A 19541-nucleotide genomic window follows, 5' to 3' on the forward strand; every position below is an offset into this window, starting at 1 on the left:
CAAACTTCATCAAAAAAGCCTGCCCCGGTCTGATCCGGAGCAGGCTTTTTCTATTCCATAAAAAAGCTATTTACTTCCCAGCCTTGGCATCACCGCCATTCAGACCGTGCTCCGAGATCAGGTATACCAGGGCAGCCATACCTGCGGCACCCAGCTGCATTTCGCGACGGTTCACCGTTTCGAAGGTGTCGATGTGGGTATGGTGATAGTCGAAGTAGCGCTGCGAGTCGGGGCGCAGGCCGATCAGTACCACGTTGTTCTGACCTTTGAGCGGACCGATGTCAGCACCGCCGCCGCCACGGTTCAGTTCGTGCAGACCATAAGGGGCCAGCAGTTGCTTCCAGGAAAGTATCTTAGCGTATTGCTGGTCATTGCCGTCAATACCGAAGCCACGCGGTGTAAAGCCACCAGAGTCAGACTCGAGTGCTGCTACGTGCTTCTCCCCTTTTGCTTTGGCTTCTTCAGCGTATTTTCGGCCGCCGCGCAAACCGTTCTCTTCATTCATGAACATCACCACACGAATGGTGCGCTTCGGGCGTATACCTTGCTCCTTGAACAGACGCAGCACTTCAATAGACTGCACACAACCGGCACCGTCGTCATGGGCACCTTCGCCTACATCCCAGGAGTCGAGGTGACCGCCTACTACTATAATCTCGTCAGGCTTCTCAGAACCCTTGATCTCACCGATCACATTATAGGAAAGCACATCCGGGCGGGTTTCGCTGGTCATGCGCATATAGAACTTCAGTTCCGGATCGTTTTTCAGCATGGCGCTCAACTCATTAGCCCCTTTTGTGCTGATGGCAGCTGCCGGAATTTTATCCACGCCTTCTTCATAGCGCATGTTGCCGGTGTGGGCCACATCCTGGATGTCGTTGGTCATAGAGCGAACCAATACACCTACTGCACCCAATTTAGCGGCTGCCACTGCACCCCCGCCACGCTGATCCACGGCACCACCATAGGCGCTGCCTGTCTGTATATGCTTGTTGTCAAACGGACGGTTGAAGAAGACGATCTTGCCTTTTACTTTCTTCTTGCCCAGTTTCTCAAGTTCCTCGAAGTTCTGCACTTCCACCACCTGCGCACTCAGCCCTTGCGTGCCGGTGCCAACCGTACTGCCCAGCGCCAGAATATTTACCTCCTGACTGCCATTGCGGCCACTCAGGATACGGCCGATTTCTTTATCGCCACGCACCCAGTACGGAACCATCACCTCTTGCAGGTATACGCGGTCGAGTCCCATGTTTTCCATCACCTGTCTGCTCCACTCCACAGCGGCTGCGGCCTGCGGAGAACCGCTCAGACGGGCACCTATGTTTTTGGTGAGATAGCGCAGGTTTTCGTAGCTCTCGTAGCTGGTGAGGGCGTCGTCGTAAAACTTGCGGATGACGGTGGAGTCGGACTTGTAAGTGTTTTGCTGCGCCATGGCAGGTATAGCGGCCAGCATGGCGGCTCCGGCCACAAAAGCGCGTAATTTGTGTTTAAATAACATCTTCAGGTGAATAATGCTTGAAATTTAGTTTTAGATTGTTTGTGGCTTTAATATAAGCAATCTATTTGAGGTATAGACAACAATTGCCACAAAACACGCTATACCTACTTCACCTGCAGCAGCTTCTGCAGGTCCTGCGGACTCAGGGTGAGCAAACCTACTTCTGGCAGACGCTCGGTGAGTTCTTTCCAGTTTTTGTCTTTCTTGTATACCTCTTTCAGGAGTTTAGTCGCCCCGTTTATGTCGCCGTTGTTGGCCAGTGTGATGGCGTGCCAGTACTTCATTTCGAGGTTATCGGGGAACATGGCTTCGGCCTTGCCATACTCCTCCATGGCTTTGTCCATCTGCCCTTTTTCCACAGCCAGATCGCCGTTGTTCATGTGTTCGTAGGCGCGGTATACCTTGAGGAGTCGCTCCAATTCGTCAAGCGGCTTTTCGTGATCGTCCACCCGCAGGTCGATGGTCTTGTCATCCCAGGGTTGACCTGTTGCTTCACCGCGCACCACTACCAGCGCTGCCGATTGTTTGCCACGGATGTCGCCTCCCTCCCTTTCGGCTGCCTGCATAGCGAGCAGGACACGTTCTGCCAGTGGCTTGCCTGCACTCGTCTCAAAAGCTTTCGCCATGGCCGGCCATACTTTATCGCTCAGCATCATATTAGCCTGCACCGAAAAGTTCGTGCCGATGGTGTGCCCCGCATAGCGAATACACTGTTTGCCGGTATGCGTCGCCACGCGACCCTTCGCATCGAGTATCGACACCTGGCGCACTTCGCGGCCTTCATCATCAGCCAGCAAGATATCCAGCGCCTCCTGTGGCGATTTGCCCTCTTTCAGCAGAGCAAGCCCGCGCAAGCCAAACGATTTGTTTACAAAAGACTGCGTGGCTACCACGCCCACGCCTGCCTCTACCCAGGGCACAGCAGTGCCCACCGAAAACCAGTGGCTTTGCACGCCAACGGCCATTTCGCCGGTTTTCGCGTCGCGGGCTACAATCGAATAGGTATGGGCCAGGGGCTCTTCACTTTTAAATACCTGCGCCTGTGCTGAAAAATGTGTCACGGTGAGAAGGAGGGTTAGAATGGAGAATAGGTTTTTCATGGGAAGTACATGGTTTTGAATGATTGAGTTTTAGCTGAAGCTGTTGTTATCTCTAAATCGTCCTCAGCATGTCTTCCAAGGACAGATCACGTTGTTTAAAAAGTTGCTCTTTGTACTGCACACCCAGCTTATCGAGAACCCTTGTCATATTAAAACCAGTAGCGTAAAAATAAACAGGAGTCTTTGTTGTCAGGTATAGCCATTCAGCTTTCTCCAATTCATAGTCTTTCAGAGAGTTGTAAGCATGATAAGCTGAATCTGACTTTTGTAATGTAGCGTCGGGACGCTTAAGAGAAAATTTTTCGTAGAGCTTTTGTTCTACATACCTTGCAGTACCTTCTAGTGTCTCATACGTCTTTTCATACGCTGCAATTGCAAGATCGAGTTTTTGAGTCGTTTCATTTCTCCGTTTTTCTCTCTCTTCAAAGAAAGCAGCAATCAACTTTCTGGATTCTTCACGATTGTCAGCCTCTAAAGCCTGTAGTAACAGGTTGTTTTCTCTGTCTATGCCCTGTTTAAACCAAGCATGATCGTTGTAAAGTTCTTTCAGCTTGTGTTTCTGAAATGTAGCAATGCTGTCCACAAAGTATTCAAGATAGTCCCTATGCTGAAACTGAAACCCATGAAAGTATTTATGGACTACCATCGTTACCCATACCTCAGTTGACGTTACATCCTTCACGACCTTCCCTGTTTCCTCCAAACTGCTGCAATGCATAAAGGGCACATAATTATCGTACGCACTTGAATCGCCAAACGTAAAGTTCACGGCCATATGAAAGGGAATACTATCGAGGCGAGTGGTAGTTTTATATACATTCATATCGCTGTTCTGGAAAACTTGTGTTGGGTTGTAAATTTTCAAGAACTTATTAGTAGGGTTGGCTATAAAGGAGGTGGAATCGGTATAGTAGATTAGCGGAACATCATACTGCTTCTCATCGAAGCCCGGCCAAATCTCTTTTGCTATGGACGTTTTAAGGTTGTACACATACGTAATCCTGTCAAACACCAATTGATCTGGGCTATCTGACTTTTTGGTGCAGGAGAATGCGGTGACTGCTAGCAGAGTTAGAATTAGTCTGTGCATTGGTTTCTCACTTCTTATATGGCAACAGTTTAGGCTCTTTTTTGTAGAATATGCCAGCGTCATCGGCCCAGCTCAAGCCAAATAACTCGCCCTCCCCATCTTTCTAAATTTAAAATCCTTAAATTACATCACAATATACTCAATCTCCTCTTATATAGGGAATTCCCTACCTTCTTACAACCCATCTTCATTTCAGAAGTATAACAGAACAAATTCAGCGCTTAACGGACATAATGACTCCTGCGCAAATCCTTTTATGAGCAAACCCTTCAACGAGAAAAAACAACAGCGCATGGCCATGCTGATAGATGGCGACAATGCGCAACCGACCCTTATCGTCAAAATACTGGCCGAGGCTGGCAAATACGGACAAACCACCATCCGCCGCATTTACGGCGACTGGACCACACCCCAAATGAACGGCTGGAAAGAGTGCCTGAACAATCACGCTATACAGCCTATCCAGCAGTTCCGCTATACCGTCGGTAAAAACGCTACCGACAGCGCCATGATCATCGACGCGATGGACCTGCTGCACAGTCACCTGGTGGATGGTTTCTGTATTGTGTCTTCCGACAGCGACTATACCCGACTGGCGACCCGCATCCGGGAGGCAGGCATTTTTGTGATGGGCATCGGGCAGCGCAAAACGCCCAAGCCTTTTGTGAACGCCTGCAACATCTTTATTTACACGGAAAACCTGACTGACGACATTGACGAGAAGCAAATAGCAGTAGCAGACAAATCTACTCCAAATGGGCAGGAGAATCCGCGACCGAATCCGGTGCCGATGCTGAAAGAGGCTTTTCAGATGGCTGTGGGCGAAGACGGTTGGGCACATCTTGGAGCCATCGGCACAAGCCTGCGTCTGCTCGACCCTGCTTTCGACCCGCGTACTTTTGGGTATGGTCAGCTGATCCAACTGATCAAGGCGCACAAAGACCTGTTCACGATCCGCAAAGAAGACGACAAAGGCTCTTCAGCGGTATACGTGAAGCGTCGTAGCAGCCCAAAGCGGCGCAAACCTGCGAAAGAAAAAGAGAAAATAGCTAAACCTGCTGCCAAAGAAGAACAAGGCGGCAACTAAGCTCCTTCAGACCACAAAAAGGAAAGCCTTCTTCTGCACGTGCAGAAGAAGGCTTTCCTTTTTGTGCAGGGCTATACTTTAGATACTAAAGCCCACGGTCAGCGAAAAATTCCTGAACTTACCGTCTGCGCTATTGTCGTTAAACACGCTGGTTAGTCCATGGTTATACATGAGGTCCAGTTCGACAAAGCGCAGCAGTTTGATTCCCACACCGCCATGCAGCGCAAACTGGGCATTGCGCACATTTCGGCGGCGCACATCCAGGTTATTGTCGCTTACGCCAATATTGTAGGCAAAGGAAGGTCCCGCCATCATTCGAAAAGGGATGGAGCCGCCTCTGCGCTTAACATAAGAACTTTCAAAACCCAGCAGCACCGGTGCCCGGAAGTAGCGGAAACGCACCTCATCCCGTTCGCCGGATCGTGGCTGGACTGTACGCTGTATGGTTACTTTGTTATTCACGAAATCAACCCCAGGCTGTACATAAAAGCGTTTACCGATACGGGCAAAGGCACCGAACTCAGTTCCCACCCCGGCCGACTCTTCTACTAAAGTAGGATCACTGCTGATGTTGGACACATTGAAACCGAGCTTGGCACCCAGATCAATGTTAGAGTCTTGCGCAGTAGCTGTAAAAACAACGCTTAAAAAAATCAGGAGTAGTAGTTTAATTTTCATAGTCTTGTGTACAATATATGCGTTCATACCAGAGTAACAGTACTGTACTCTTATCTATTTAACTGTTTTTTTGATCCGTATGTTTAGTATTCAGCTTTTTAGAACTCAGCAATAACGCCTCCCAACCCCATTCAATGAGATCTGCATCAACATTACACCCCCTGATCGTAACGCCCGACATTAAGCTGCACGAGGCACAGGTGAATGACACTCCAGCCCTCTATCAGCTAATAGATCGCGGTCGGCTATACCTGCGGGAGTGGCTCCCTTTTATAGACAGCAGCTTCTCTGCAAGCGACACAATGTTGTTCCTGCAAACCGTTACGGCGCCTGGCAATCTGCAGGAGCAGGTATACACTATCCGGTTTCAGGAAAAAGAGGCGGGTATTATTGGTTACAAAGCCATTGACAGGGTTAACAGCAAGCTGGAGATCGGCTATTGGCTGGGAGAGGAATTCCAGGGGAAGGGCATCATGATCCGTAGCTGTGCTGCTTTGGTTGCGAACGCCTTCGAGCAGATGCGCATGAACCGCATCCAGATAAAAGTAGGTGTGGGTAACAGTAAGAGTAACCGCATTCCGAAACAGCTGGGCTTTAAGCTGGAAGGTATAGAGCGTGACGGAGAGTGGCTCCGCGGCCGTTTTATCGACCTGGAAGTATACAGTTTACTGAAGCGGGAATGGCAGGAGAATTCTGCTAGCGTTGCTTCCGGTGAAAACGGCTGATCTTGATGCCAGGCTTCAGTTCAGACTTGGCTGAAGCCATACCTGTACCCAGCAAGAGCGATACCGGCCGCAGCTCTTCGTGCTTGTCGGCAATCAGTTTAAGAATAGCGACGAAAGGCACGAACAGAATCATGCCGGATGCTCCCCAAAGTATACCTCCCGCCACAATGGCCAGCAGTGTAAAGAGCATGTTGACCTGCAGACGGAAGCTCACCGCCAGTGGAAAGATCAGGTTTGCCTCGAGGTACTGCACCACCGAAAACACAATAATCACCCCAAGCGGGTACCACACAGAGTCGTAGGTGATCCAGGCCACGGCCATCGGCAAAATTGCTCCAATCGTGATGCCCACATAAGGTATAAATGTGAGAATAGAGGCCACAATGCCGAAGAAAACGGCATGCGGTATGCCCAGTAGCAAGAGCCCGACACTATTGAGCAAGCCCACCACCGCATACACAATGATCATTCCCTTGATGAAGTTGTAGTAGGTCGTGATGGTTTCGTGCAGGATGCTGCGGATCTTGCTGTGCTCTGCTCTCGGGAACATAGAGAAAAGCGCTGCTGCCAGCTGCTCCCGGTTATAAAGAATAAGGGCAGCATAAAGGGGGATCAGCAGAACGAGTACTACCGTCGTCACCGAGGCGTATAGCACGCCCTGCACTACGTTCAGCACAGTGGAAGTAGCGTCTTTCACGAGCCCTTCCATCCAGTTGCTGCGCTGCACATCGTTCACCCCAAATTGCTGCTCCAGATAAAGCCCAAACTGCTGCCATGCCTGCAGCAGCTTTTCCTGCAGCACGGGCCATTCCTGCCCAAAACTGATCATTTGCCGCACCAACAGCCAGCTCAGTGCCCCCACCAGCAGAACAAGCGTTAAGAGGCAAAGTAAAATAGCGCTCCACCGGCTCCAGCCACGATCTTCCATCCACTTCACAACAGGATATAGCACAAAGCTGATCAGGAGCGAGAAGCTGAGTGGAATAAAAAGCGTACGCCCAAAGTATAGTAAAGCCGCCACCAGCAAAATGTATTGCAGCAACTTTAACCAGTTAACTTTGGAGCTCTTTTCCATATTTCACTATATTGGGTTGCCGTTCGTGCTGATGCACTTCAGGACAGCAATTACCTCAACAATATTCCCAAATATTACATCAATTTCCTAATCGTATACACCGCTATACCTATGACACGCCATAAGCTACTTGCTACTGCCTTTTCTCTCCTTTTTGGCGCTTCGCTCTCAGCACAGGACCTTTCAGTGATCAACCAGCAGGAAGCCACCCGCCTCCTTCAGACGCTGAGCCACGACGACATGCAGGGCCGCGCCGCCTTCTCAGCAGGCATAGAGAAAGCCGCAGATTTCATCGAAGCAGAATTTCATGCTGCAGGCCTTGTGCCTCTCAACGGCAACAGCTCGAGTCAGGCTCCTTCTTACCGACAGACCTTCTATGTGTACCGTCTCACTCCCAGCCAAACGGAAGTAACGTTGGGCAAAAAGAAAATAGCTCCGGAGCACCTGTTCTTTAACACAGCGCAGGAGAAGCTTGAGTGGAAACATAAAAACAAGATCAATATCATCACTATACCTGAAGGTGAGAACTTTCGGAATGCTTTTATGAAAGCCAACTCGCTTGAACAGGACGCGATCGTGCTGATTCACCCGAGCCATGCCGAAGCTTTCAACTCTTACAGAGGCTATTTCTCAAGAGGTGGTGTGAAAAAAGAGATTGGCACAGGCCACAGCAAGGTATATGTGCTCACCGATCAGGCGGCGCCGAAGAAATATGAAGTGAAGTTTGCCAACCACGTTGAAAAACTGCCGCTTTCCAACGTGGTAGGTATGATCGAAGGCAAGCGCAAGGACGAGTTTGTAGTCTTCTCCGGCCACTACGACCACATTGGCTTCCACAAAACCATTGATGGTGACAGCATTGCTAACGGCGCCGACGATGATGCCTCCGGTACTACGGCCATGATGATGCTGGCCCGTTATTACAAAGAGCAGCCGCAACCTGAGCGCACCCTGATATTCGCTGCTTTCACAGCCGAGGAGATCGGTGGCCACGGCTCCCGCTACTTCTCTGAGCAACTCAACCCCGACCAGATCGTGGCCATGTTCAACATTGAGATGGTGGGCAAGCCCTCTAAGTTCGGCCCTAACAGCGCCTATCTCACGGGTTACGAGAAGTCTGACTTAGGCAAAATGATGCAGAAGCGCCTGGAAGGCACCACCTACAGCATCCACCCCGACCCGTACCCGGAGCAAAACCTGTTCTACCGTTCCGATAATGCCACCCTGGCTCGCTTAGGAGTACCGGCACATACTATTTCATCCGTGCAAATCGACCAGGACAAGACCTATCATACTGTAAAAGACGAGTTTGAGCTACTCGACATGCCGCATTTCACCAGTATGATCCGCGCGATTGCCCTTGCCGCGCAGGGGGTTGTTTCGGGTGAGGATACACCAATGCGGGTTGATAAGGCGTTGGTGAGGTAGTGGGTTGTCTGAATCAGGATTTTCAGGATTAAAGGATTAACAGGATTTTCGCAGATATGCGTCAAACTGCCCCTCTTTAGCCAAGGAGGGGCAGTTTGTACTTAAGCTGTAGCTTAGCCAGCAAATCAAGATATTACAGTAAACAGAACGGACCCCGCTATACCTAGCCGGGGTCCGTTCTGTTATCAATAGCTACTCAGCTATACCTTAATTCCTCACAGCAATCATCAACCCCAACTCCTTATATCGCATCCCAAATTTCTTCGCGATCTGCGAATTCGTCAGGCTGCCTTTGTAGATATACACCCCGCTGCGGTAGTGCTCATTCATGAACAGCACCTCGTTGATTCCGCCAAACTTGGAAATCTCCGTGAAGATGGGTGTAAAGATATTGCTGAGGGCCGTAGAAGCGGTGCGGGGTACACGCGAGGCGATGTTCGGCACGCAATAGTGGATAATGTCGTATTTGCGGTAGATCGGGCGACTGTGCGAAGTAAGTTCTGATGTTTCGAAACAACCTCCCTGGTCGATGCACACATCGATGATGATGGAGCCCGGGTTCATCTGCCCGACAACCCCCTCCTCTACCATGCAGGCCATGCGTCCTTCCTCGGCTACTAAAGCACCAATCACCACATCGGCATTTTTGAGCTCGTTGTACAGGATGGTCTTGTCCAGCGTAGAAGTAAAGATCTGTTGCCCGATGTTATGCTTCAGGCGGCGCAGTTTGTAGATGTGGTTGTCAAACACCTTCACTTCGGCACCAAGTCCTAAAGCGGCGCGGGCGGCAAACTCTGCCACGGTACCCGCTCCCATGATCACTACTTTGGAAGGCGCCACACCGGTTATACCTCCCAGAATCACTCCTTTGCCGTCGTTGCTGCTACTCAGGTATTCTGCTGCGATCAGCATCACCGAACTGCCGGCAATCTCGCTCATGGCACGTACCACCGGCTTCGATTCTGACTTGTCGCGAATCAGCTCGAAGGAAATGGCATTTATTTTTTTGCGAAGAAGTGCGTTGACGTAGTCAGAGGTGAGGTTGCCGAAGTGCAAAGCGGAGATCAGTGTCTGGCCAGGGCGCAGGTACTCAATTTCGTCGTAGGTAGGAGGTGCGATTTTAAGGATGATACCAGCTTCATATACCTCTTTGGTAGAATATACAATACGGGCTCCTGCCTCAGAGTAGTCGTTGTCAGAGTACTTGGAGGGACCACCTGCTCCGGCCTCAACCCATATTTCATGGCCTTGATCGGTGAGTTGCTTGACGGCATCCGGGGTCAGACCAATGCGGTTTTCCTGAAACGATGACTCTTTCGGCAGCCCGATAAACAGGCTTTTGTATCGCTCCTCCACAGCCAGCATAGACTCCTTTGGATAAAGAGCCTGGCTGGCCGCTATCTTTCCTAATTCAACGGCGAATCTCTCCGTCATGCTCATACGCGGTTTATGGTCATGGTGCGCTCCTCGCCTTCAGCGGCGGGTTGCAGCTTTACCAACAGGTAATGCTCCGGCAACAGGTTCGGGATCATGGACGGCCACTCGATCAGGCAAATACGGCCGGAGTCAAAATACTCCAGTGCCCCAATGCCAAGCGCCTCACGTTCCTCATTAATCCTATAAAAGTCAAAATGGTAAATTAGGTTCCCTTTGGCCGCTTCATACTCGTTCACAAGCGCAAAGGTCGGGCTACTTACGTTCTCCTTCACGCCCATCTGGTGACAGAGCTCCTTGATAAGCGTTGTCTTTCCGGCTCCCATGGGGCCTTCAAACAGAATAATGGGCTCCTCTCGAGCCTCCTCCAAAAGCACAGAAGCCGCCGCCGGCAGGTCAGCCAACGACGACATCTTCAGTCTTTTCTTCTCAACTCCTGTGTTATACATTCTTAGGCGTCAGTGTCACAAACGGTATAATGCACTCCTCCAGCGACACGCCTCCATGCTGGAAGGTGTCTTTGTAGTAGTTCACGTAGTAGTTATAGTTGTTTGGGTAGGCGAAGAAGTAGTCTTCTATCGCGAATACAAACGTAGTGGAAACGTTGGCCTTTGGCAAGAAAAATCGCTCCGGCTTGCGCACTGTGAACACATCTTTATCGGTGTAACCTAGGTTCTTACCGTGCTTATACCTGAGATTAGTGTTCGTCTGACGATCGCCGATGATTTTGAACGGGCGCTTCACCCGAATGGTGCCGTGGTCGGTTGTGATAATCAGACGGGCTTTGCGGTCGGCGATCAGCTTCAGCATCTCAAACAGTGGCGAGTGGATAAACCACGAACGGGTAATGGAGCGGTAAGCTGATTCGTCCGGAGCCAATTCGCGTACCATGTTGCTGTCCGTGCGGGCATGCGAGAGCATATCCACGAAGTTGTACACAATCACGTTCAGCTTGTTGTTATCGAGGTTGTTGAACTTACCGTTAAGGTCCTTCCCGGCAGCCGGGTTGGTTATTTTATGGTAACTGTGCTTTTCGGTGATGCGGTTTTGCTGCAGCTGAATTTCCAGGAAGTCCTGTTCGTGCAGGTTCTTGCCTTCTTCTTCGTCATCGCTCACCCACAGGTTCGGGTATTTTTTGATGATCTCGGTCGGCATCATACCCGAGAAGATCGCATTACGGGCATAGGCGGTGGTGGTAGGCAGGATGGAGTAGAACATCTCCTCTGTGTCTACTGTGAAGTATTCAGAAATAAGTGGCTCGAGCACTTTCCACTGGTCGTAGCGCAGGTTGTCGATCAGCACAAAGTACACGGGCTTGTCAGACTCCTTCATCATCGGAATTACCCGCTCCCTGAACAATTGGTGCGACATCAGCGGTGCATCATCAGATTCCTTATTGATCCAGTCCTCATAATTGTCCATGATGAACTTGGCAAAATTGGAGTTAGCCTCGTCTTTCTGCATATTGATCACGTCGGCCATGCTCTTGTTCTCGGTCTCGTCAATCTCGAGCTCCCAGTATACCAACTTCTTATAGATATCTGCCCACTCTCCCGGGCTCAGGCGTTCTCCAAAGGCCATACCTAACTGGCGGAAGTCGCGCTGGTAGCTCATGTTGGTCTTTTCCGATACCAGACGCTTGTTCTCCAGCGTCTTTTTCACAGAAAGCAGTATTTGGCTTGGATTGAGCGGCTTGATCAGGTAATCAGATATCTTGGAACCGATAGCCTCCTCCATGATGTGCTCCTCTTCACTCTTGGTGATCATGATCACGGGCATTGCCGGACGGATGGTTTTGATCTCGTTCAGAGCCTCCAATCCGCTGATACCGGGCATGTTTTCATCAAGGAACACGACATCAAATGCCTGTTCCTGCACCTTCTCGATGGCGTCGGCCCCACTGTTTACCGGGGTTATGTCGTAGCCTCTCTCTTCGAGGAAAAGAATGTGTGGCTTGAGTAGGTCGATTTCGTCATCGGCCCATAAAATCGTATATCTTTGCATAGTTTTATTTGTTGCGCGCTGTTTTAAATGGCTTCATTGTTAATTGATTACTCTACCTCAACGCAAACATTGCCTTGCAGATTGCGGTTACTTCTACGGGCTAATTTACTTCGTAGCAGAGCAAACGGTTAACGATTAGCAATTTAACAATTAAAAACCTCGGTTTTTGTGAATAAGAAAAAAATATTAAACGACCCTGTATACGGCTTTATCACGGTGCCGTCTGAATTGCTGTTCGACATCATCGACCACCCCTACTTTCAGCGTCTGCGCCGGATCAAGCAACTGGGACTAACCGAGATGGTATATCCGGGTGCCCTGCATACCCGCTTTCACCACGCCTTAGGGGCTATGCACCTCATGAATCTGGCCCTGAACACGCTGCGTGGCAAGAACAACGAAATATCGGACGCCGAATTTGAGGCCTCGCTTATAGCCATCCTGCTGCACGACGTGGGCCACGGGCCTTTCTCACATGCGCTGGAAACGGCCATTTTCCAGGAAGTGCACCACGAGCACCTCTCGCTGCACATCATGCACTTGCTCAACGAAGAGTTCGGAGGCAGATTGAGCCTTGCCATCAAAATCTTCACAGATACCTACGAGCGTCGTTTTTTTCACCAACTGGTGTCGAGCCAGCTGGACGTAGACCGCCTCGACTACCTCAACCGCGATAGCTTCTATACTGGTGTATACGAAGGAAAGATCGGTGCCGACCGTCTGATTAAGATGCTGGATGTGGCCAACGACAAATTGGTAGTAGAAGAGAAAGCCATTTACAGTATTGAGAACTTTCTGGTGAGCCGCCGCCTGATGTACTGGCAGGTATACCTGCACAAAACCGTGATCAGTGCCGAGCACATGGTGCTGCGCACCGTGCAGCGTGCCCGCGAACTGATTCAGCAGGGTATAGACGTACCGGCCAGCCCCTGCCTCAAGTTCTTCCTCTCATCCAACCTCACCATGGAGGACTTTCAGAGAGATAATTCAATTCTGGAACGCTTTGTTTCGCTGGACGACCATGACGTATGGAGCGGCATAAAAGAATGGGCATTGCACCCTGACCCTGTTATCTCCTATCTGTCCAAGAGCATTTTGAACCGCAAGCTGTTCAAGGTATACATCTCCAGCAAACCGATAGACGAAGAGATGATGCTGGGTATAAGCGAACTGGTGCAGGAGCGCTTCCACGTGCACCCCGAGGATGTGAAATACATGATGATCTCGGGCCGAATAAGCAACAGTGCTTACATGTCCGAAGGACAGTCGATCGATGTGCTCACCAAAACCGGCTATGTGGTGAATGTGGCCGATGCTTCGGACCTGCCCAACATACAGGCACTGAGCAATAAAGTGGAGAAATACTTCGTCTGTTACCCGAAGGAGGTAGCAGCTTTATAAAACCGGCTATAGGATTTGCACGGGATTTGCTTGACCTGTCCATAATCTGCTGCAGAATGTGGCGGTGCAGCGTAAAGTTTTTATTAAGTTTGCGCCCCCAATGGGTAGCACATTTTATTTTTTGCTCTAATTTTACAAGATGGAATTCACTATTCAACAGATTGCGGACCTTTTGAAGGGAGAAGTTGAAGGAGACAGTACAGTAAAGGTCAGCACATTAGCCAAAATTGAAGAGGCCCAGACTGGAGCACTTGCTTTTTTGTCTAATCTAAAATATGAACCATATCTTTATACAACCGGAGCAAGCGCGGTGATCGTATCGGACAAACTGGAGCTTAAAAAGCCTGTTTCCGCTTCTCTTATTCGCGTATCCGATCCTTATTCCAGTTTTTCTACTCTACTCGCTTATTACCATCAGGCTGTGCTTGCCGCCAAGGTGGGTGTGGAAGAGCCTTGCTTTATAGGGGCTGGCAGCGAAATAGGCGAAGGCCATTACCGCGGCGCTTTCTCTTACATCGGCAACAACTGCAAAATCGGCCAGAATGTGCGCATCTACCCGCAGGTATACATCGGCGATAACGTAACCATTGGCGACAATACCACCCTTTTCGCAGGCGTGAAACTATATGCAAACACAGTGGTGGGTGCCAATTGTACCCTGCATGCCGGTGTGGTGCTGGGCAGCGACGGCTTCGGCTTTGCCCCTCAGCCCGACGGCACTTACAAAAATGTGCCGCAAATCGGCAATGTGGTGTTGGAGGATGACGTGAACATTGGAGCCAACACTACGATCGATTGCGCCACGATGGGCTCTACCATTATCCGTAAGGGTACTAAAATCGACAACCTCGTACAGGTGGCCCATAATGTAGAAGTAGGCCAGCATACTGTAATCGCCTCACAGACAGGCATATCTGGCTCAACCAAGGTAGGCAACTACTGTGTGATCGCCGGGCAAGTGGGCATTGTAGGTCATATCAGCATCGCCGACAAAACTACTATCGGTGCGCAATCAGGCGTATCCAAGTCCGTGAAAGAGTCAGGCACTATCATCCAAGGCTCCCCTGCCTTCGACTACAAACAAAACCTCAAAGCCATCACCGTTTTCCGCAAATTGCCGGAATTACAGCGCGTTTTAGACGAACTAAAAGAGAAGAATTAAGATTTTATGCCTCTGCTGCCCTGTGCTATCAATTAAAATTGGCAGGCAGTATATAAAATCTTAAGTTTGCAGTCGCAATACTCCCTCCGCTGTAAGTCCGCTCATACTCTGTGCGCTACAGCAGCGAAAGTATCGCTACAAGTTAACAACGAAACATTAATGAATTATAAACAGCACACTATCAAGGCTCCGGTAACCGTATCGGGCATTGGATTGCATACGGGCGTTGTATCTAATATGACTTTTAAGCCCGCCCCTGCAAACCATGGCTTTAAGTTTCAGCGCATCGACCTCGAAGGTCAGCCGACCGTGAACGTGGACGTGGACAATGTGGTGGACCTTTCGCGTGGCACGACCATCGAGCAAAATGGCGCCCGTGTGAACACAGTGGAGCATACGCTGGCAGCGCTGGTAGGCCTGCAGATTGACAATGTGCTGATAGAACTTGATGGGCCGGAACCTCCGATCATGGACGGATCTTCCATTGAATTCGTAAAGGCGCTTCTTTCAGTAGGTGTTCAGGAGCAGAATGCCTTGCGCAACTACTTCGAGATAACTGAAGGTGTGAGCTACAAAGACGACAGCCGTGGTGTAGAGATCGCCGCCCTGCCGCTCGACGACTACCGCCTGACCGTAATGGTGGACTATAATTCGCCTGTACTGGGCAGCCAGCACGCCTCTATTACGGACATGAGCCAATTTGAAGAAGAGATTGCGCCTTGCCGCACCTTCTGTTTCCTGCACGAACTGGAGGCGCTTTACAAGCAAAACCTGATTAAAGGCGGCGACCTGGACAATGCCATCGTGATCGTGGATCGCGTGGTAGAAGACGGTGAACTGTCGTACCTGGCTGACTTGCTGGGTAAGAAAAAAGTAACCGTGGAAGAAGAGGGCATTCTGAACAACACAGAACTCCGCTTCAAAAACGAGATGGCCCGCCACAAGCTGCTCGACCTGATGGGTGATCTTGCCCTGATCGGCCGCCCGATAAAAGGACAGATTCTGGCCGCAAGACCGGGACACGCGGCCAACATTGCTTTTGCGCGACGTGTAAAGAAACTGATACAGGAAGCTTCTATCAAGACCGTACCAACCTACGACCCGAAGAAGCCGCCAGTAATGGATATCAACCAGATATCAGCCACATTGCCACACCGTTACCCCTTCCTGCTGATCGATAAAATCATCCACTTAGACGAAACCACGGTAACGGGCGTTAAGAACGTGACCATGAACGAGCCATTCTTTCAGGGCCACTTCCCCGGCAACCCCGTGCTGCCAGGTGTGATCCAGATAGAGGCAATGGCCCAGACAGGCGGCATCCTGGTGCTGAACACCGTGGAGAATCCGGAAGACTACTGGACTTATTTTCTGGGTATAGACCGTTGCCGCTTTAAGCGCAAGGTGATACCAGGCGATACCATAATATTTAAATGTGAATTGCTTGCCCCTGTAAAGCGGGGTATTGCCAAGATGTCTGGTCAGGCCTTCGTGGGCGGCCAACTGGTAATGGAGGCAGAGATGTCGGCAAGTATAGTAAAGAAAGACGCATGAATCAGCCGTTAGCATACATCCACCCAGAGGCTAAAATTGCCCAGAATGTGGTCGTAGAGCCTTTTTCCACTATTTACAAAAATGTAGAGATCGGAGAAGGCACCTGGATTGGTCCCAATGTGACCATCATGGAAGGCGCCCGCATTGGCAAGAACTGCAAGATATATCCGGGTGCTGTTATCTCTTCTGTGCCACAGGACCTCAAGTTCGCCGGCGAAGAGACAACCGCCATCATCGGTGACAATACCGTGATCAGAGAGTGCGTGACCATCAGCCGCGGCACCATCGATAAGATGAAGACCGTAGTAGGAAGCAACTGCCTGATTATGTCCTATGCGCACATTGCGCATGACTGCATCGTGGGCAATAACTGCATCGTGGTGAACGCCGTGCAGATGGCTGGTCACGTAGAGATGGGCGATTACGCTATCATCGGTGGTTCAAGCGCCGTGCACCAGTTTGTAAAGATCGGCGCCCATGCGATGATCTCGGGTGGTTCGCTGGTACGCAAAGACGTGCCTCCTTTTGTAAAGGCAGCGCGAGAGCCACTTACCTATGCCGGCATAAACTCGATCGGTTTGCGCCGCAGAGGCTTTAACAGCGAACAGATCAATGAGGTACAGCAAATTTACCGTATCCTGTTCATGAGCGGCAACAATACCACAGAGGCTCTGGACAAGATTGAGCTGGATATGGCCCCTAGCCGTGAGCGTGACGAAATCATCAATTTTGTTCGTAACTCCGGTCGCGGTATCATTAAGAGCTATTTCTCTAAAGATGCAAATTAACCTAAGCAACTTAGGTAAACGCTACAATTACGAGTGGATTTTCCGGAACCTGACCTATACCCTGGAGTCAGGCACCTCTTATGCCATACTAGGGCATAACGGGTCCGGTAAATCCACTCTTCTTACTGTTATAGCCGGCCACAACCTGCACTCGGAGGGGGAAATCACCTACCTGATCGATGGCAAGGCAGTAGCCCCGGACAAAGCTTATCGTGAGCTGTCACTTACAGCACCCTACCTGGAGCTGGTGGAGGAGTTTACGCTGTTAGAGATGATCGACTTCCATACCCGCTTCAAGCCACTGCGCAACAACCTTACGCATGAAGAACTGGTAGAGCGTATGGGCTTGCAGAAATCCCGCAATAAGTATGTTAAGGATTTCTCGTCGGGCATGAAGCAGCGCCTGAAGCTGGGACTGGCCATTTACTCGGACACCAGACTACTGATACTCGACGAGCCTACCACCAACCTCGACCAGGAAGGTGTGAGCTGGTACCAGGAGCATGTGGCGGCGAATAAGGAAGGAAGGCTGATCATTGTTGGGTCTAACATTGTGCACGAGTATAGCTTCTGCGACCAGCACCTTTATATAACAGACTATCATGCTCCAGCCAGGCAGCCAAAACCAACGAGGCAGTAGTACCGCAGAAGGTATAGGTATAGCCGAGTTGGCAAATAGTGCAAGGTTTTTCGGGTAGCTCTACCAATTTACAGTTAAGCTCCCTAAATTTGTAAGATATAATACTTAACCAGATACCATGGGAAGAGCATTTGAATTTAGAAAAGCCCGTAAGTTCAAGCGTTGGGACAAAATGTCGAAGGCTTTTACACGCCTCGGCAAAGAGATCGTAATGGCAGTGAAGGAAGCTGGTCCTAATCCGGAAACCAACTCCCGACTGCGTACGGCCATCAATAACGCCAAAGGTGTGAACATGCCGAAGGACCGCGTAGAAGCGGCCATCAAGCGTGCTTCATCCAAAGAAGAAAAAGATTACGAAGAAGTAGTATACGAGGGCTACGGTCCGCATGGTATCGCCATTCTGGTAGAAACCGCAACTGATAACCTCAACCGTACCATTGCCAACATGCGCGTATACTTCTCTCGTGCAGGTGGGGCTGTAGGCAAAACCGGCTCGCTGGACTTTATCTTCACCCGCAAAGGTATTTTTAAGATTGCCGCTGAAGGACTCGATATCGAGGAACTGGAGCTGGAGCTGATCGATGCCGGTGCAGAAGACATCTACGAGCACGAAGGCGAGATCATTGTGGAGACTGCTTTCACAGACTTCGGAGCGATGCAAAAAGCACTGGAAGAGAAAGGTTTGAACGTAATTAGTGCCGAACTGCAGCGCGTACCGAACACTCGCATGGAACTGACAGACGAGCAAGCCGAGGAGATCGAAAACCTGGTGGAGAAGATTGAAGAAGATGACGACGTGCAGGCGGTTTACCACAACATGGCATAACCCCTCACTGCGCTTTAAAGTATAGTGGAAGGCTGTCTGTCGTTGTATAGACAGCCTTTCTTTTTTGTGATACCTTTACCTGCCTATGCTACTATACCTACTATTTGTACTTGGTTTTGTGTTTTTGATTAAAGGTGCTGACATGCTTGTCTCGGGAGCTTCTTCCGTTGCCAGACGGTTCAACATTTCGGATATGGTGGTAGGCCTCACCATCGTGTCGTTTGGTACCTCGCTTCCTGAGCTGATCATCAACATCATGTCGAGTATGCAAGGTCAGTCGGAATTGGCGATAGGTAACGTGTTTGGCAGTAACGTAGCCAACCTATTGCTGATCATAGGTATAACAGCCATCATCTGCCCGCTGCCCATCAAGCGCAATACCATCCTTACAGAGATCCCATTTTCTCTGATCGCTACGCTTTTGGTAGGCTTTCTGGCCAATGCGGTGCTGTTCGGCGACAAAACGAGCCTTTACATTAGCCGTGTTGATGGCGCTATACTCCTTTTCTTCTTTGTGCTCTTTATGGCCTATATCTACAACATCGCCAAAACCAACAAAGATGAGGTGATCGAGGAAGACGATGAACCGATGATGAGTATTCCGAAATCGGTACTGTATATGGTGCTGGGGGGCGTCGGTTTATTCTTAGGTGGTAAGTGGGTAGTGGACGGCGCCGTATCCATCGCGCAGTCATTTGGCCTGAGCGAGTCTTTCATCGGCTTGACCATTGTAGCAATAGGCACGTCCCTTCCGGAGCTCGTAACTTCTGCCATGGCTGCCTTTCGCAGGAACATTGACATTGCTATTGGTAACGTAATTGGCTCTAACATCTTCAATCTGCTCTGGATATTAGGTATAAGCGCCGTTATCAATCCGCTGCCTTTCAATGTGGTAAGCAACTCGGATATCATGGTGATGATCTTCGCCAGCACGCTACTGATAGTCGTTATACCTATCGGCAGGAAGAACGCCATCGACCGTTGGAACGGCATCCTCTTTTTGGCCATCTACATTGCCTACATTGTGTTCCTTATACAAAGAGGATAGATA

18 protein-coding genes are annotated in these 19541 nt (G+C 50.1%); 10 read left to right on the forward strand and 8 right to left on the reverse strand.

All coding sequences use genetic code 11. The features are described 5' to 3' along the window. Positions 1 to 70: 70 nt before the first annotated feature. The 3 genes from AC5FXQ_RS19485 to AC5FXQ_RS19495 all read right to left on the reverse strand — a co-directional run bounded on the left by AC5FXQ_RS19485 (position 71) and on the right by AC5FXQ_RS19495 (position 3688). Positions 71 to 1498, reverse strand: coding sequence for a M20/M25/M40 family metallo-hydrolase (locus AC5FXQ_RS19485; protein ID WP_493604082.1), 1428 nt, complete (start codon positions 1496 to 1498; stop codon positions 71 to 73). A 104-nt stretch (positions 1499 to 1602) separates the two neighbouring features. Beyond that, positions 1603 to 2598 carry a DUF1028 domain-containing protein gene (locus AC5FXQ_RS19490; RefSeq protein WP_493604083.1) on the reverse strand — a complete coding sequence of 332 codons (996 nt, stop codon included), beginning with the start codon at positions 2596 to 2598 and terminating at the stop codon, positions 1603 to 1605. Positions 2599 to 2650: 52 nt separating this feature from the next. Further along, on the reverse strand, positions 2651 to 3688 hold the full coding sequence (locus AC5FXQ_RS19495) for a hypothetical protein (protein WP_493604084.1): 1038 nt from the start codon (positions 3686 to 3688) through the stop codon (positions 2651 to 2653). Between the two features lie 256 nt (positions 3689 to 3944). Between AC5FXQ_RS19495 and AC5FXQ_RS19500 the strand changes: the two genes are divergently transcribed. After that, entirely contained in the window at positions 3945 to 4775 is an 831-nt protein-coding gene (locus AC5FXQ_RS19500) for an NYN domain-containing protein (protein WP_493604085.1), read from the forward strand. Between the two features lie 78 nt (positions 4776 to 4853). Here the strand turns inward: AC5FXQ_RS19500 and AC5FXQ_RS19505 are convergent, their stop codons facing one another. Next, entirely contained in the window at positions 4854 to 5453 is a 600-nt protein-coding gene (locus AC5FXQ_RS19505) for a porin family protein (RefSeq protein ID WP_493604086.1), read from the reverse strand. Positions 5454 to 5587: 134 nt separating this feature from the next. Between AC5FXQ_RS19505 and AC5FXQ_RS19510 the strand changes: the two genes are divergently transcribed. After that, complete coding sequence (locus AC5FXQ_RS19510; RefSeq protein WP_493604087.1) at positions 5588 to 6178, forward strand: GNAT family N-acetyltransferase; 591 nt, start codon at positions 5588 to 5590, stop codon at positions 6176 to 6178. Here AC5FXQ_RS19510 and AC5FXQ_RS19515 read toward each other — a convergent pair. Then, positions 6150 to 7253 (reverse strand): AI-2E family transporter, encoded by a 1104-nt coding sequence (locus tag AC5FXQ_RS19515; protein ID WP_493604088.1) that lies wholly within the window; start codon positions 7251 to 7253, stop codon positions 6150 to 6152. The genes AC5FXQ_RS19510 and AC5FXQ_RS19515 overlap by 29 nt on opposite strands. 111 nt (positions 7254 to 7364) lie before the next feature. On the opposite strand from AC5FXQ_RS19515, the gene AC5FXQ_RS19520 reads away from it, so the two are divergent. After that, a complete protein-coding gene (locus AC5FXQ_RS19520; RefSeq protein ID WP_493604089.1) occupies positions 7365 to 8681 on the forward strand; it encodes a M20/M25/M40 family metallo-hydrolase in 1317 nt (438 codons plus the stop codon). Between the two features lie 207 nt (positions 8682 to 8888). Here AC5FXQ_RS19520 and AC5FXQ_RS19525 read toward each other — a convergent pair whose 3' ends face one another. The 3 genes from AC5FXQ_RS19525 to porX are packed head-to-tail and all read right to left on the reverse strand — an operon-like array spanning position 8889 to position 12119. Beyond that, positions 8889 to 10115, reverse strand: a complete 1227-nt coding sequence (locus AC5FXQ_RS19525; RefSeq protein WP_493604090.1) for an alanine dehydrogenase — start codon at positions 10113 to 10115, stop codon at positions 8889 to 8891. 2 nt (positions 10116 to 10117) lie between these two features. Beyond that, entirely contained in the window at positions 10118 to 10564 is a 447-nt protein-coding gene (tsaE, locus tag AC5FXQ_RS19530) for a tRNA (adenosine(37)-N6)-threonylcarbamoyltransferase complex ATPase subunit type 1 TsaE (protein ID WP_493604091.1), read from the reverse strand. Then, complete coding sequence (gene porX, locus AC5FXQ_RS19535) at positions 10557 to 12119, reverse strand: T9SS response regulator signal transducer PorX (RefSeq protein WP_493604092.1); 1563 nt, start codon at positions 12117 to 12119, stop codon at positions 10557 to 10559. Before porX ends, tsaE begins: the two co-directional genes overlap by 8 nt. 168 nt (positions 12120 to 12287) lie before the next feature. On the opposite strand from porX, the gene AC5FXQ_RS19540 reads away from it, so the two are divergent. From AC5FXQ_RS19540 to AC5FXQ_RS19570, 7 genes are all read left to right on the forward strand, one after another. After that, positions 12288 to 13520: an HD domain-containing protein gene (locus tag AC5FXQ_RS19540; RefSeq protein ID WP_493604093.1), complete on the forward strand. Its 1233-nt coding sequence runs from the start codon at positions 12288 to 12290 to the stop codon at positions 13518 to 13520. A 139-nt stretch (positions 13521 to 13659) separates the two neighbouring features. Then, on the forward strand, positions 13660 to 14682 hold the full coding sequence (lpxD, locus tag AC5FXQ_RS19545; RefSeq protein ID WP_493604094.1) for a UDP-3-O-(3-hydroxymyristoyl)glucosamine N-acyltransferase: 1023 nt from the start codon (positions 13660 to 13662) through the stop codon (positions 14680 to 14682). A gap of 159 nt (positions 14683 to 14841) precedes the next feature. Next, on the forward strand, positions 14842 to 16236 hold the full coding sequence (locus tag AC5FXQ_RS19550; RefSeq protein WP_493604095.1) for a bifunctional UDP-3-O-[3-hydroxymyristoyl] N-acetylglucosamine deacetylase/3-hydroxyacyl-ACP dehydratase: 1395 nt from the start codon (positions 14842 to 14844) through the stop codon (positions 16234 to 16236). Then, complete coding sequence (gene lpxA / locus AC5FXQ_RS19555) at positions 16233 to 17024, forward strand: acyl-ACP--UDP-N-acetylglucosamine O-acyltransferase (protein WP_493604096.1); 792 nt, start codon at positions 16233 to 16235, stop codon at positions 17022 to 17024. Before AC5FXQ_RS19550 ends, lpxA begins: the two co-directional genes overlap by 4 nt. After that, on the forward strand, positions 17014 to 17664 hold the full coding sequence (locus AC5FXQ_RS19560; protein ID WP_493604097.1) for an ABC transporter ATP-binding protein: 651 nt from the start codon (positions 17014 to 17016) through the stop codon (positions 17662 to 17664). The genes lpxA and AC5FXQ_RS19560 overlap by 11 nt, the downstream gene beginning before the upstream one ends. 118 nt (positions 17665 to 17782) lie before the next feature. Beyond that, entirely contained in the window at positions 17783 to 18490 is a 708-nt protein-coding gene (locus tag AC5FXQ_RS19565; RefSeq protein WP_007655898.1) for a YebC/PmpR family DNA-binding transcriptional regulator, read from the forward strand. Positions 18491 to 18575: 85 nt separating this feature from the next. Then, on the forward strand, positions 18576 to 19538 hold the full coding sequence (locus AC5FXQ_RS19570; RefSeq protein ID WP_493604098.1) for a calcium/sodium antiporter: 963 nt from the start codon (positions 18576 to 18578) through the stop codon (positions 19536 to 19538). Positions 19539 to 19541: the final 3 nt, after the last annotated feature.

The sequence above is a fragment of the Pontibacter sp. LHS1 genome (assembly GCF_058932855.1).